Origin of the sequence: Pseudomonas farris (genome assembly GCF_019145235.1) — a bacterium.
Taxonomy (GTDB): domain Bacteria; phylum Pseudomonadota; class Gammaproteobacteria; order Pseudomonadales; family Pseudomonadaceae; genus Aquipseudomonas; species Aquipseudomonas farris.
The window spans coordinates 274272-288717 of sequence record NZ_JAHSTV010000010.1; the positions used below are offsets into that span (position 1 = coordinate 274272).

The following is a 14446-nucleotide window of genomic DNA, read 5'->3' on the forward strand; positions in this document are numbered from 1 at the left end:
CGATAGTTTTAACCGCGCTCAGGCTGGAAACGCACCACAAAACCTTTGAGATTCTGCTGGCGACTCAACAAGTCACGCAGACGATCGGCTTCGGCGCGCTCGATCAGCGGCCCGACGAATACCCGATTCTTGCCATCGGCGGTGCGGATATAGGCGTTATAGCCTTGGCTGCGCAGGGTTTTCTGCAGGCTTTCAGCGCTCTCACGGCTCGCCAGGCTGGCCAGTTGCACGGACCAGCTGACCGACAGGCCATTGGCATCGACGCGGCTTGGGGTGGTAGCCGGCTTGCTCGGTGCGGCAGTAATTGGCTGGGCAGGTGCTGGCACAGGCTTGGCGACGGGCACCGGAGGCGTGACCGGTTTGGCAGCCGCCGGCGCTGGTGGCGCTGGTGGCGCTGCCACAGGAGCACTTGGCGCAATCGGTGTCGACGGAGCTTGCTGTGCTGCAATTTCCTCATCGCTTGGCACAGGTTCCTGCGGCAATGCCTGCGGTTCAGGCACCACCACCGGCTCGACCTGCACTTGCGGCACAGCCGGCGCTTGCGGTGCAGCTGGTGCGTCGACCCTCACCTGGCGCTGTTCGTCCTGACGGGAAAACAGCATTGGCAGGAAAATCACCGCCAGCGCCACCAGCACCAAGGCACCGACCATGCGCTGCTTGTACGCCTTATCCAGCAAAGCCATTTGCCGCTTCCTCCGTGGAGTGCCGGGCCAGCCATTCAAGGGCCTCGGCGACACAATAAAATGATCCGAACAACAGAATTTCGTCGTCGCTCGTCGCCTGCGCGCACTGCCCTTCCAGGGCGGCGGCCACGCTGCCATAAGAGGTGACCGAGGCGCCAAGGTTCTGCAACGCCGCGTGCAACTGCTCAACGGGCCGCGCCCGCGGCGAATCCAGCGGGGCGACAGCCCAATGCTGGACACTAGCATTCAATTCACCGACAACACCATCCAGATCCTTGTCCGCCAACAACCCGAACACCGCCAGACGCTTGCCTGCCGGTGGCCGACTGGCCAGGCGACGGGCCAGGTATTCTGCCGCATGGGGGTTGTGCCCCACATCCAGCAACACATTCAGACGCTTGCCCTGCCAGTCGAACTGACGGCGATCAAGACGACCGACCACGCGCGTCGCTTTCAGGGCATCAATAATCTGCGCATCTACCCAAGGCAAACCAAGCAGCAGGTAAGCCTGCAGTGCCAGTGCGGCGTTTTCCATCGGCAGATCGAGCAATGGCAGATCATGCAACTCGACTGCACGCCCTTGAGCATCAAGGCCGCGCCATTGCCAGTTGTGATCGGTGATACCCAGGTCGAAATCGCGCCCACGCAGGAAAAACGGGCAATTGAGCTCGCGCGCTTTATCCAGCAGAGGTTGAGGGGGATTCAGATCGCCACAGAGCGCAGGCGCGCCCTGGCGGAAAATGCCGGCTTTTTCGTAAGCCACGGACTCACGGGTATCACCCAGATAGTCCGCATGATCGACGCCGATGCTGGTGACCAGCGCGATATCCGCATCGACCACGTTGACCGTGTCCAGACGCCCGCCCAGCCCCACTTCCAGCACCACCGCATCAAGCCCTGCCTGTTGAAACAGCCAGAACGCCGCCAGGGTGCCCATTTCGAAGTACGTCAGGGAAGTGTCGCCACGACCGGCCTCGACCGCCGCGAAGGCTTCGCACAGCTCGGCGTCAGTGGCTTCGACACCATTGACCTGCACCCGCTCGTTGTAACGCAGCAGGTGCGGAGAATTGTAGACACCGACGTTCAGGCCCTGCGCCCGCAGCAACGAAGCCACGAACGCGCAGGTAGAACCCTTGCCGTTGGTGCCGGTGACCGTAATCACCCGAGGCGCCGGCTTGCCCAGTCCCATGCGGGACGCTACCTGTTGCGAACGCTCCAGCCCCATGTCGATGGCCGAAGGATGCAACTGTTCAAGGTAGGCGAGCCACTCGCCAAGGGTGCGTTGGGTCATATGTTGGCAGGCACCGGCGGAACCACGATTGGCTCGATCGGCGCGGCGACGAATTTCGGCGTCGGCAGGCCCATCATTTGTGCCAGCAGGTTACCCAGACGCGGACGCAGTTCCTGACGGTGAATGATCATGTCGATCGCGCCGTGCTCCAGCAGGAACTCACTGCGCTGGAAGCCTTCCGGCAGTTTTTCGCGAACGGTTTGTTCGATAACGCGCGGGCCGGCGAAACCGATCAGGGCTTTCGGCTCACCGACGATTACGTCGCCGAGCATCGCCAGACTGGCGGAAACACCGCCGTAGACCGGGTCGGTCAGTACCGAGATGAACGGAATGCCTTCTTCACGCAGACGCGCCAGCACCGCGGAGGTCTTGGCCATTTGCATCAGGGAGATCAGCGCTTCCTGCATCCGCGCACCACCGGAGGCGGCGAAGCAGATCATCGGGCAGCGGTTTTCCAGGGCGTAGTTGGCGGCGCGCACAAAGCGCTCACCAACGATGGCGCCCATCGAGCCACCCATGAAGGAGAATTCGAAAGCCGATACCACGACCGGCATGCCCAGCAAGGTGCCGCTCATGGAGATCAGTGCATCTTTTTCGCCGGTCTGCTTTTGCGCAGCGGTCAGGCGATCCTTGTACTTCTTGCCGTCACGGAATTTCAGACGGTCAACCGGCTCCAGGTCCGCGCCCAGTTCGGCACGGCCGTCAGCGTCGAGGAAGATGTCGATGCGCGCGCGCGCGCCGATGCGCATGTGGTGGTTGCACTTGGGGCAAACGTCCAGGGTCTTTTCCAGCTCCGGACGATACAGCACCGCCTCGCAAGACGGGCATTTGTGCCACAGACCTTCAGGCACCGAGCTCTTCTTGACCTCGGAACGCATGATCGAAGGGATCAGTTTGTCTACTAACCAGTTGCTCATGCTTTCTTTCTCCAGTACCGGTGGCCCGAACGCTCTGGTTCGCAGCCCCGCGTATGCCCTTGACCTAAATTCATGTGTGTGGCGATGATTGATCGGGTGGCCGGGTCAGCGAGACGTGACCTGCGTACAACCCATCAATCCTCAGCCGTGCCTGCTTATGCAGCGCAGTGCATTTTGGGACGGCGGCAGTCTGCCAGCCGTCACATCAAGCCCCTATAACCGCTTTGATGAATGCCTGAATCTTTGCGTGATCCTTGATGCCCTTGCTCGCCTCTACTCCACCGCTGACGTCCACCGCGTAAGGCCGAACCCGGGCAATCGCCTCGGCGACGTTGTCCGGCGTCAAGCCGCCCGCCAGGATGATCGGCTTGCTCAGGCCTTGCGGTATCAGTGACCAGTCGAAGGCTTCACCGGTTCCGCCGGGAATGCCTTCGACGTACGTGTCGAGCAGGATCCCGCTGGCACTGGCGTAGGCATCGCAAGCTGCTGCGATGTCGTCGCCGGCCTTGACCCGCAACGCCTTGATGTACGGTCGGTGCCAGCCCTCGCAGTCGGCCGCGGTCTCGTCACCATGGAACTGCAACAGGTCCAGCGGCACGGCGTCGAGGATTTCCCCCAGCTCGCAGCGGCTGGCATTGACGAATAAACCCACGGTGGTCACGAACGGCGGCAAGGCCTTGATGATCGCCCTTGCCTGCTGGAACGTTACGGCCCGTGGGCTTTTGGCGTAGAACACAAATCCGATGGCATCGGCCCCAGCCTCGACCGCCGCCAACGCATCCTCTATGCGGGTAATCCCACAAATTTTGCTGCGAACGGCTGACATGTCGATAGAACCTCAGGACAAATCCGGGAAAGTCCCGGATGGTAACAAAAGCGTTCGAGGGCGTCAGCCGTCAAGTTCCGAGAAACCGGTGAGGAAGTGTGGGCCGATGTAACGCTCGGGCAGTTCGAACTCGTCGCGGTACTCGACCTGCACCAGATACAGGCCGAACGGATGGGCCGTCACCCCGCCGGAACGACGCACACGACTTTCCAGGACTTCCTTCATCCACTCCACGGGACGCTCGCCGGCGCCGATGGTCATCAGCACCCCGGCAATGTTGCGCACCATGTGGTGCAGGAACGCGCTGGCGCGAATATCCAGCACGATCATTTTGCCATGACGGGTGACGCGCAGGTGATGCAGCTCCTTGATCGGCGACTTGGCCTGGCACTGGCCGGCGCGAAATGCGCTGAAGTCGTGGGTGCCAACCAGATACTGAGCAGCCTCGGACATGCGCTCGACGTCCAGTGGACGGTGGTTCCAGGTGATTTCTTCGTTCAGGTGCGCCGGGCGGATCTGATCGTTGTAGATCACGTAGCGATAACGACGGGCAATGGCCTTGAACCGCGCATGGAAATCCGCCGGCATGACCTTGGCCCAGCTGACGCTGACGTCATGCGGCAAATTGATGTTGGCGCCCATGACCCAGGCCTTCATCGAACGCTCGACCTGGGTGTCGAAATGCACCACTTGCCCGCAAGCATGCACACCGGCATCGGTGCGTCCGGCGCAATGCAGCGATACGGGTGAGTCGGCGACTTTGGACAAGGCCTTTTCGAGGGTTTCCTGCACCGTGGCCACACCGGAGGCCTGACGCTGCCAGCCGCGATAACGCGAACCTTTGTATTCAACGCCCAACGCGATCCGGAAAAAGCCGTCGGCCGCCATTTCGGCGGCCGGATTATCTATATTTGCCAAAGGGTGACAGCCTGCTGATCTACGCAAAGGCAGGCATTATAAGGCCGCCGGACCGGGATGCCAAAGCTGAGTGATCTTCGTGCCCCGCCCGACCGGTGCAATGCCGGGTTTGATGTTGAACGGGATGCCCTCATCGCGAGCAGGCTCGCTCCCACAAGGGGATTAGTGGCAGACACAAATGATGCGAACAGCCCGACCAAATGTAGGGGCGAGGCTTGCCCGCGAAGGCGATCCAACAGGCGCCATCGCATCACCACCCAAACAAAAACGGCAGCCTCGATGGGCTGCCGCTTTGTTTATGCCTTACCGATGACTCACGCCAGACGCGAGAGCATTTCCTTGGCTTCGCTCTTCTGACCGGCATCGCCCTCGGTCACTACCTCATTGAGGATGTCCCGAGCGCCGTCGCTGTCGCCCATGTCGATGTAGGCCTGGGCCAGATCGAGTTTGGTGGCGACTTCATCGGTGCCGGAGAGGAAATCGAAGTCCGGTTCATCGGCCGCCGAGGCCAAAGCGTCTTCGGCGGTGAAGCTCGGCTCACCGAGGCTCTGGGACAAACGATCCAGTTCGGCATTGACGTCGTTGAGTTCACTTTCGAAGGCATCAGGCTGATCCGGCGCGGCGGCGTCCATTTCATCGGCCAGTGACAGGTCGAAATCCGCAGGCAACTCCAGGTCGTCGAGCGTCGGCTCGGCCACGGTCGGCGCTTCGGCGGTAGACAAGTCCTTGAGATCTTCATCCAGACTCAGCAGGAAGTCGTCTTCGGCCAGGATTGCCGGCGAGGCATTGCCGCCCAGATCCATGTCCAGGTCGAAGTCCGACAGATCGTCGAGGTTTTCCTTGATTTCAGTCTGTTGCTGCAACACCGACTCAAAACTCAGGTCGTCGTCCAGCGGGAACTCGTCCAGCTCAGCCAGCGCTTCCGGTGCTGGTTCTGGTTCTGGTTCTGGTTCTGGTTCTGGTTCTGGTTCTGGTTCTGGTTCTGGCGCTGGTGCTGGCTCAGGCGCAACAACTGGCGCGATCGGAGTAGCCGCCTCCAGATCGTCCAGACTCAGATCGAAAGCGCTGTCGAAGTCGGACAATGACGGTTCCGGGGCTTGCGGTTCGTCCAGCAACAGGTCCTTGACGTACTGCGCGTCCAGCTCGGCGGCGATCGCCGCAGCGGCCAGTCCACCCGCAACTGCGACTGCCATCGCCGGGAAGCGGCTTTTCAATTCTTCAACCCGGGCGAAGTTATCGCCGTTGGCCACCAGTTGACGCTCCTGAGCGACGAACGCATCGCGGTCGCCCTGCTGACCGTAGACTTCCATCAGCTTTAAACGCAGGTCACTGCGTTGCGGCTCTTGCTTGATCGCGTCTTCCAGCAATGCGGCGGCCTGATTCAGACGACCGCCTGCAATGTGCGACTGCGCCTGAGCCAGTACGTCGTCGGAACGCTCGGCGGCAGGCGATACCAGTGGCGCAGCGATCGGTGGCGTTACCACAACCGGGGCAATCACCGGGGCCGGTGCTGGCGCAGGCGTTGGTGCGGTCGCAAGTTTCACGCTCGGCGGCGGAACTTCCAGACCTTCGAAGCTGCTTTCCGGCAGGTCCTGGTCGACGGAGAACTCTTGTTCCTCCTCCAAGGCACGGGCCATGCGCAGATGCTTCTCGGCCTCTTGCTGAGCTTTGCGGCGACGGGCCAGCAACAGCAGCAAGAGCAGCAGAACCACCGCACCGCCCCCCACCAGACCCAACAGGATCGGATTGGTCAGCAGCTCATTGAATTTCTGATCATCGGATGTCGCAGGCGCTGGCTCGACGGCTGGCGCAGGAGCAGCTTCCGGTGCAGCAGCCTCTGGTGCAGGCACCGCGTCCGCAGGCGCTGCCGCAGGGTTGGCCGCCAGCTCAGCCGACATCGCCGGAGCGCTCGAAGCCGGTGCATCCGCGCCACCTTCGGCCTGCAACTTGGCCAACTGGTTGTTCTTCAGTTCGATCAGGCGTTGCAGCTTGTCCAGCTGACTTTGCAGATCGTTCATGCGGCTTTTCTGTTCAGCGTTTTCACGACGAGCCGCGTCGAGGCTTTCCTCGGTGACGGCCAGTTTGTCGCTCAAGGCTTTCGCATCACCGGCGGCACCTTTGCCACCTTTGCCGGTATCGGCAGAGACCAGGCTCAGTTTGTCTGCGGCGGCTTGCGATGAAGCACCTTCACCCCGAGCGCGTTTGGTGGCGTCGAGTTGCTGCTGACCGGTTCCTGGTTTCGCCACGTAGCGACGACCCTGACGCCACGCGGTGTTCTGCGCGGCGACCTCAGCGACGGCCTTGGGTTGCGGCAGGTTGGTGCTCTGCACCTGATCAGGCAGGCGCAGCACCTGACCGGTTTTCAGTCGGTTGATGTTGCCGTCGATGAACGCATCCGGATTCAGCGCCTGGATGGCCAGCATGGTCTGCTGAATCGAACCGCCGTTACGCGTCTTCGCGGCGATTTCCCACAGGGTATCGCGCGGTGTGGTGGTGTATTGCGACGATTTGGTTGCGCCGGTCACCGGCGCGGTCACCGATTCGGCTGGCGCCGGTTGCGCGGCGGCATCGGCGGTCTGCGGCGAGAATTTGGACGGATCGAGCAGTACGCTGTAATCGCGCAGCAGACGACCGTTGGGCCACATCACCTGAACCAGGAACTTCACCATCGGTTCGGAGAGCGGTTTGCTGGACGTGACGCGCAGGATGCTTTTGCCGCTGGCGTTAAGTATCGGCGTAAACGTCAGGTCATTGAGAAACGCCTGACGATCGACACCGGCTTTGGCGAAATCTTCGGGCGAGGCCAGGCTCGGCACCACTTCGGCAGCCGTGAGGTCCTTGATGTCGAGCAACTCGATTTCTGCAACCAGAGGCTGGTTCAGCGTCGATTTCAGGGTCAATTCCCCGAGCCCGAGGGCATGCGCCATACCGGAGGACAGCGCCGAGGCGGCCGCTATTGCTAACACCAGTTTGCGAACTTGAACCATAACCTCTTCCTTTGTTTGAACATTCCTCGGCCAGCGAGAAGGTGTTGATTGCCGCTGCCGTAAGGCATTGCGCGCGGCGGCGAAGGGTCGTCGCGCGCGATCATTTCATTCATGCAATGGGAAGCCCTGCGGGGTGGCTCACCTTAAGCATTCCGGCCAAGCATGACGCTCGACTGGAATCATTCGATAAATTGTTGCCAAGTATCTTTTACAGCAGGTCTTTTATCAACAATTCAGCCACCTGCACAGCATTGAGCGCGGCCCCTTTGCGTACGTTATCTGACGTCAGCCACATATTAAGTTCCGCCGGCTCGTCGATCCCGCTGCGAACCCGACCAACGTAAACAACATCCTGCCCTACCGCATCACCTACCGGGGTCGGGTAATCACCCGCCTCGACCAGTTCGATGCCGGGTGCCGCTTCCAGGGCTGCGTTGACTTTCGCCAGATCGATAGAGCTCGACGACTGTAAGGTCATGCTAAAGCTATCGCCGAAAAACACCGGAGCTTGAATGCAAGTGACGGAAATCTTTAATGAAGGTAGCGCCATGACTTGACGCAGCTCGCGCACCAGGCGTTTTTCCAGCAGCGTATGACCTTGAGCATCGGGCGTACCGACTTGCGCCAGCAGGTTGAAAGCCATCTGCCGATCGAAGAACGCTGGCTCCAGCGGACGCACATTGAGCAGCTCGGCGGTTTGCCGGGCCAGCTCGGTGACCGCTTCGCGGCCTTGGGCAGAGACCGCCAGACACGCCGTCAAACTGATGCGTTGCAGGTCGAGCAAACCGAGCAATGGCGCCAGCACCACCGCCAGCGTCGCGGCCGAAGGGCTTGGGCTGCTGACCTGGAAGGGCTTTTTCAGGCCCGCCAGAACTTCAGCGTTGGCCTCAGGCACCACTTGCGGCGCCTGATCGGCCGGCAAGGCGCCGGACAGGTCGATCAGCGAGCAACCGGCGGCCGTGGCACGCGGAGCGAAACTGAGGGTCACCGCCGGACCGGCGGCAAAGAACACCAATTGGACTTTGCTGAAATCGAATTCATCGACTTCCCGCACTCGCACGTTCTTGCCGCGAAACGGCACCGAATGACCGGCCGATTCACTGCTCGCCAGCAGGTGCAGGTTACCGACCGGAAAATCCCGCTCTTCGAGAATCTGGACGAGTGTTTCGCCGACAGTACCGGTGGCGCCGATCACGGCAATATCAAAGGACTGGCTCATGGTTCTACCTCTGGCGAAACGGGGGGAGCGGCACTTTACCGGGTGGTTGGCAGTGAGGCAATTCGGCGGAGACCTGCGGCGCCAGTTCCGGCCTCATCGCGGGCAAGCCCGCTCCCACAGGTTTTGTGTTGCTCCCATATTTTGCATACGACCCCAACCTTGTGGGAGCGGGCTTGCCCGCGATGACGGTATAGCTGACAACCGAGTACCCTCAGACTGTCGCGCATAAAAAAACCCGCACCTCTTTCAAGGCACGGGCTCTTTCATTTCACCAATCGATCAACGCTCAAGCAGAATCCGCAGCATGCGACGCAGCGGTTCGGCCGCGCCCCACAGCAGTTGGTCGCCGACGGTGAAGGCACCGACGAACTGCGAACCCATGTTCAGCTTGCGCAGACGGCCAACCGGCACGTTCAGGGTACCGGTAACCTTTGTAGGGCTCAGCTCCTGCATGCTGATTTCGCGGTTGTTCGGCACCAGCTTGACCCAAGGGTTGTGCTGACTGATCAGCCCTTCGATGTCGGCGATCGGCACGTCTTTGTTCAGCTTGATGGTCAGCGCCTGGCTGTGGCAACGCATGGCGCCGATGCGCACGCAGATACCGTCCACCGGGATCGGGCTCTTGAAGCGACCGAGGATCTTGTTGGTCTCGGCCTGGGCCTTCCACTCTTCGCGGCTCTGACCGTTCGGCAGTTCCTTGTCGATCCACGGGATCAGGCTGCCGGCCAGCGGTACACCGAAGTTTTCGGTCGGGTACGCGTCGCTGCGCATGGCTTCGGCAACACGGCGATCGATGTCGAGGATGGCACTGGCCGGGTCGGCCAGTTGATCGGCGACAGCGGCGTGGGTCGCGCCCATTTGCTTGATCAGCTCACGCATGTTCTGCGCGCCGGCACCGGAGGCTGCCTGATAGGTCATGGCGCTCATCCACTCGACCAGACCGGCCTCGAACAGGCCACCCAGGCCCATCAGCATCAGGCTGACGGTGCAGTTGCCGCCGATGTAGTTCTTGGTGCCCGCATCGAGTTGCTGATCGATGACCTTACGGTTCACCGGGTCCAGCACGATCACCGCGTCATCCTGCATGCGCAGGCTGGAAGCGGCGTCGATCCAGTAACCCTGCCAGCCGGCTTCGCGCAGTTTCGGGAAGACTTCGCTGGTGTAGTCGCCACCCTGGCAGGTCAGAATCACGTCGAGGGTTTTCAGCTCTTCAATGCTGTAAGCGTCCTTGAGCGGAGCAATGTCCTTGCCCACGGACGGGCCTTGGCCACCGACATTGGAAGTGGTGAAAAACACCGGCTCAATAAGATCGAAATCCTGCTCTTCCAGCATCCGCTGCATGAGCACGGAACCGACCATACCGCGCCAACCGATCAGACCTACACGTTTCATCGCAACTACACCTTCTTAAAAGTGGGCCGCTGCTTTCATGGTTGAAAGTTGCAGCGGGCCAAAGAGATTACAGATTCCGCAGCGCGGCGACTACTGCATCGCCCATTTCCTGCGTACCAACCTTGGTGCAACCGGCCGACCAGATGTCGCCCGTGCGCAGGCCCTGATCCAATACCAGGCTCACGGCCTTCTCGATGGCATCGGCCGCGTCCTGCAGATTGAAGCTGTAACGCAGCATCATCGACACCGACAGAATGGTCGCCAACGGGTTGGCAATGCCCTTGCCAGCGATGTCCGGCGCCGAACCATGGCACGGCTCGTACATGCCTTTGTTGTTGGCATCCAGCGACGCCGACGGCAGCATGCCGATCGAACCGGTGAGCATCGACGCTTCGTCGGAAAGAATGTCGCCGAACAGGTTGTCGGTGACGATCACGTCGAATTGCTTGGGTGCACGCACCAGTTGCATGGCAGCGTTGTCAACGTACATGTGGCTCAGTTCGACTTCCGGGTAGTCTTTGGCCACTTGCTCGACGATTTCGCGCCACAGTTGGCTGGACGCCAGCACGTTGGCCTTGTCCACCGAGCACAGCTTCTTGCCGCGTACGCGGGCCATGTCGAAACCGACACGGGCGATACGGCGGATTTCGGTTTCGCTGTACGGCAGGGTGTCGTAGGCCTGACGCTCGCCGTTTTCCAGTTCACGCACACCGCGTGGCGCGCCGAAGTAAATGCCGCCGGTCAGTTCACGGACGATCAGGATGTCCAGGCCAGCCACGATTTCTGCCTTCAGGCTGGAAGCTTCGGCCAGTTGCGGGTACAGGATCGCCGGACGCAGGTTGCCGAAAAGGCCCAGTTGCGCACGGATTTTCAGCAGACCGCGCTCAGGGCGGATATCACGTTCGATGGTGTCCCATTTCGGGCCGCCCACGGCGCCCAGCAATACCGCATCGGCAGCACGGGCACGGGCCAGGGTTTCGTCGGCCAGCGGCACGCCGTGCTTGTCGATGGCGGCGCCACCGATCACGTCATGACTCAGTTCGAAGCCCAGGCTGTACTTGTCGTTCGCCAGCTCCAGCACCTTGACCGCTTCGGCCATGATTTCCGGGCCAATACCGTCACCCGGGAGAATCAGAATCTGCTTGCTCATGCTTTCCTCATGTCATCAGTCGGCACGCCCGTGGGCGTACCCGGAAAAAGTCTTGGCGCTTATCGTTCAGCCATCAGCACCAGCACATCGGTACTGAACGAACCATCGGGCTCAATCTCAAAATATTCGCGAACTTCATTGCCCATCGATTGCTGCAGCTCGCGGATCGCCGCGCGCATCACTTGCGGCGTACGCATGCGCTCAACCCAGGAGGTGTATTCCAGACGCAGCCGTTGGCGCGTGGTGCTGCGGGTATGCAACCCCGCTTCGCTGACCTGACGCAACCACTCACCGGCAGAATAATCGCGCACATGGCTGGTGTCGCGCAGCACTTCGACGCTTTGCAGGTAAGTGTCGAACAACGGGCTGCCCGGCGACAACACATCGATGAACGCCGCCACCCCGCCCGGCTTCAGTACCCGACGAACTTCCCGCAGGGCCAGCCCGAGGTCGCTCCAATGGTGCGCCGAATAACGGCTGAAGACGAAATCGAACTCGCCGTCAGCGAACGGCAAGCGCTCGGCGGCACCCAGTACCGTGGACACGTTGTTCAAGCCGCGATCGACGGCAGCAGTGGCCACCACGTCGAGCATCTGCTGAGACAAATCGTAAGCCACCACTTCCTTGACCAGCGAAGCCACGTGAAAACTCACATGACCGGCGCCGCAACCGAGGTCGAGCACGCGGGCATCGCCCTGCCCCACCAGTTCAGCCTGTAGCAGCGCGAATTCAGTGCCTTGAGCGTGTACGGCGCTGCTCAGGTAGGCCGAGGCCTGTTCACCGAATTGCTTTTGTACTACCTGACTGTGCTGGGCGGTGCTGGTCATAGTTATGTCCTGATATTTGTGTTGTCTGATCTGCCGCCTTCGCGAGCAAGCCCGCTCCCACATTTGAAATGCATTCCAATGTGGGAGCGGGCTTGCTCGCGAAGAGGCCGGCCCTACCTACATCAATTTCGGATCAATCACGCGTCGCGAAACAACCACGGCTGGCTCGCACGATGCTTGGCTTCAAACGTGGCAATCGCCTCGTGGTCCTGCAAGGTCAGGCCGATATCGTCCAGACCATTGAGCAGGCAGTGTTTGCGGAAGGCATCGATTTCGAAATTCAACACTTTGCCATCCGGACGGGTCACGGTCTGGGCTTGCAGATCAACCTGCAACTGATAGCCCGGAGTCGCCTCAACCTGCTGGAACAGCTCATCGACTTCAGCGTCGCTCAGGATGATCGGCAGCAAGCCGTTCTTGAAGCTGTTGTTGAAGAAGATGTCGGCATAGCTCGGCGCAATGATGGTGCGGAAACCGTACTCTTCCAGCGCCCACGGTGCGTGTTCGCGGCTGGAGCCGCAACCGAAGTTCTCCCGGGCCAGCAACACGCTGGCGCCCTGATAACGTTCGGCGTTGAGGACGAAGTCCTTGTTCAACGGGCGCTTGGAGTTGTCCTGATACGGCTGCCCGACATCCAGGTAACGCCATTCATCGAACAGGTTCGGACCGAAACCGGTGCGCTTGATCGACTTCAAGAACTGCTTCGGAATGATCTGGTCGGTATCGACGTTGGCACGATCCAAAGGCGCGACAAGACCAGTGTGCTGAGTGAAAGCTTTCATGCTGCGCTCCTTTAGATCAATTCACGGACGTCGACGAAACGGCCGTTTACCGCGGCGGCGGCGGCCATGGCCGGGCTGACGAGGTGCGTACGGCCACCGGCGCCCTGACGGCCTTCGAAGTTACGGTTGGAGGTCGACGCGCAATGCTCGCCCGACTCCAAACGGTCCGGGTTCATCGCCAGGCACATCGAGCAACCCGGCTCGCGCCATTCAAAACCGGCTTCGAGGAAAATCTTGTCCAGACCTTCGGATTCGGCCTGAGCCTTCACCAGCCCCGACCCCGGCACCACGATGGCCTGCTTGATGGTCGAAGCCACCTTGCGGCCCTTGGCAATCACGGCAGCGGCGCGCAGGTCTTCGATCCGTGAGTTGGTGCAGGAGCCAATGAACACGCGGTCCAGCTGGATGTCGGTGATCGCCTGATTGGCGGTCAACCCCATGTATTTCAGGGCACGGACGATGGAGTCGCGCTTGACCAAGTCCATTTCCTTCGCAGGATCGGGAACGTTCTGATCGACAGCCAAGACCATCTCGGGCGAGGTACCCCAGCTGACTTGCGGTTTGATCTGAGTGGCATCGAGCTCGACGATGGTGTCGAACTTGGCATCCGCATCGGAAACCAGGTCTTTCCAGGCTTCGACAGCCAAATCCCATTCCGCGCCTTTCGGAGCAAATGGACGGCCCTTGACGTAAGCCACGGTTTTTTCGTCGGCGGCCACCAGGCCTACGCGAGCGCCAGCCTCGATCGCCATGTTGCAAATAGTCATGCGGCCTTCAACGGACAAGTCGCGAATCGCGCTACCGGCGAACTCGATGGCATGGCCGTTACCGCCGGCGGTGCCGATCTTGCCGATCACCGCAAGGACGATGTCCTTGGCGGTCACGCCGAACGGCAATTGGCCTTCGACCGATACCAGCATGTTCTTCATCTTTTTCGCGACCAGGCACTGAGTGGCGAGCACGTGCTCGACCTCGGAAGTGCCGATACCGTGAGCCAGGGCACCGAACGCGCCGTGGGTCGAGGTATGGGAGTCGCCGCAAACCACGGTCATGCCCGGCAAGGTGGCGCCCTGCTCCGGGCCGATGACGTGAACGATGCCTTGGCGGACATCATTCATCTTGAATTCGACGATGCCGTATTCGTCACAGTTATCGTCGAGGGTCTGAACCTGCAAACGCGAGACCTGGTCGACAATCGCTTCAATGCCGCCCTTGCGCTCCGGAGTCGTCGGAACGTTGTGGTCGGGGGTCGCGATGTTGGCATCGATGCGCCAAGGCTTGCGCCCGGCCAGACGCAGGCCTTCGAAGGCTTGCGGCGAGGTCACTTCGTGGATGATGTGACGATCGATATAGATCAGCGCCGAGCCATCGTCGCGCTGCTTGACCAAATGCGAATCCCAGAGCTTGTCGTAGAGCGTTTTGCCGGCCATCAGACGGTTTCCTCATCAGCTTGT

At 60.8% G+C, this 14446-nt stretch carries 12 protein-coding genes; all 12 read right to left on the bottom strand.

Translation table 11 applies throughout. The features are described from left to right. Window positions 1-8 precede the first annotated feature (8 nt). On the bottom strand, window positions 9-683 hold the full coding sequence (locus KVG95_RS21925) for an SPOR domain-containing protein (RefSeq protein WP_217857932.1): 675 nt from the start codon (window positions 681-683) through the stop codon (window positions 9-11). Beyond that, on the bottom strand, window positions 667-1974 hold the full coding sequence (gene folC, locus KVG95_RS21930; protein ID WP_217857933.1) for a bifunctional tetrahydrofolate synthase/dihydrofolate synthase: 1308 nt from the start codon (window positions 1972-1974) through the stop codon (window positions 667-669). The genes KVG95_RS21925 and folC overlap by 17 nt, the downstream gene beginning before the upstream one ends. Further along, window positions 1971-2891 (bottom strand): acetyl-CoA carboxylase, carboxyltransferase subunit beta, encoded by a 921-nt coding sequence (gene accD, locus KVG95_RS21935; RefSeq protein WP_007905946.1) that lies wholly within the window; start codon window positions 2889-2891, stop codon window positions 1971-1973. Before accD ends, folC begins: the two co-directional genes overlap by 4 nt. A 205-nt stretch (window positions 2892-3096) precedes the next feature. Next, window positions 3097-3717: a phosphoribosylanthranilate isomerase gene (locus tag KVG95_RS21940; protein WP_217857934.1), complete on the bottom strand. Its 621-nt coding sequence runs from the start codon at window positions 3715-3717 to the stop codon at window positions 3097-3099. Window positions 3718-3780: 63 nt separating this feature from the next. Then, window positions 3781-4605: a tRNA pseudouridine(38-40) synthase TruA gene (gene truA, locus KVG95_RS21945; protein WP_217857957.1), complete on the bottom strand. Its 825-nt coding sequence runs from the start codon at window positions 4603-4605 to the stop codon at window positions 3781-3783. Window positions 4606-4949: 344 nt separating this feature from the next. Further along, window positions 4950-7622 (bottom strand): FimV/HubP family polar landmark protein, encoded by a 2673-nt coding sequence (locus KVG95_RS21950; RefSeq protein WP_217857935.1) that lies wholly within the window; start codon window positions 7620-7622, stop codon window positions 4950-4952. A gap of 208 nt (window positions 7623-7830) precedes the next feature. Beyond that, window positions 7831-8841, bottom strand: coding sequence for an aspartate-semialdehyde dehydrogenase (locus KVG95_RS21955; protein ID WP_217857936.1), 1011 nt, complete (start codon window positions 8839-8841; stop codon window positions 7831-7833). Window positions 8842-9120: 279 nt separating this feature from the next. Next, window positions 9121-10233 carry an aspartate-semialdehyde dehydrogenase gene (gene asd, locus KVG95_RS21960; RefSeq protein WP_047531244.1) on the bottom strand — a complete coding sequence of 371 codons (1113 nt, stop codon included), beginning with the start codon at window positions 10231-10233 and terminating at the stop codon, window positions 9121-9123. 67 nt (window positions 10234-10300) lie between these two features. After that, window positions 10301-11383 (bottom strand): 3-isopropylmalate dehydrogenase, encoded by a 1083-nt coding sequence (leuB, locus tag KVG95_RS21965; RefSeq protein ID WP_217857937.1) that lies wholly within the window; start codon window positions 11381-11383, stop codon window positions 10301-10303. Between the two features lie 59 nt (window positions 11384-11442). Beyond that, the gene (locus KVG95_RS21970) at window positions 11443-12210 is read right to left on the bottom strand and encodes a class I SAM-dependent methyltransferase (RefSeq protein WP_217857938.1); all 768 of its coding nucleotides are present in this window, start codon (window positions 12208-12210) and stop codon (window positions 11443-11445) included. 137 nt (window positions 12211-12347) lie between these two features. Beyond that, entirely contained in the window at window positions 12348-12992 is a 645-nt protein-coding gene (leuD, locus tag KVG95_RS21975; protein ID WP_052965521.1) for a 3-isopropylmalate dehydratase small subunit, read from the bottom strand. Between the two features lie 11 nt (window positions 12993-13003). After that, a complete protein-coding gene (leuC, locus tag KVG95_RS21980; RefSeq protein WP_217857939.1) occupies window positions 13004-14422 on the bottom strand; it encodes a 3-isopropylmalate dehydratase large subunit in 1419 nt (472 codons plus the stop codon). Window positions 14423-14446 lie beyond the last annotated feature (24 nt).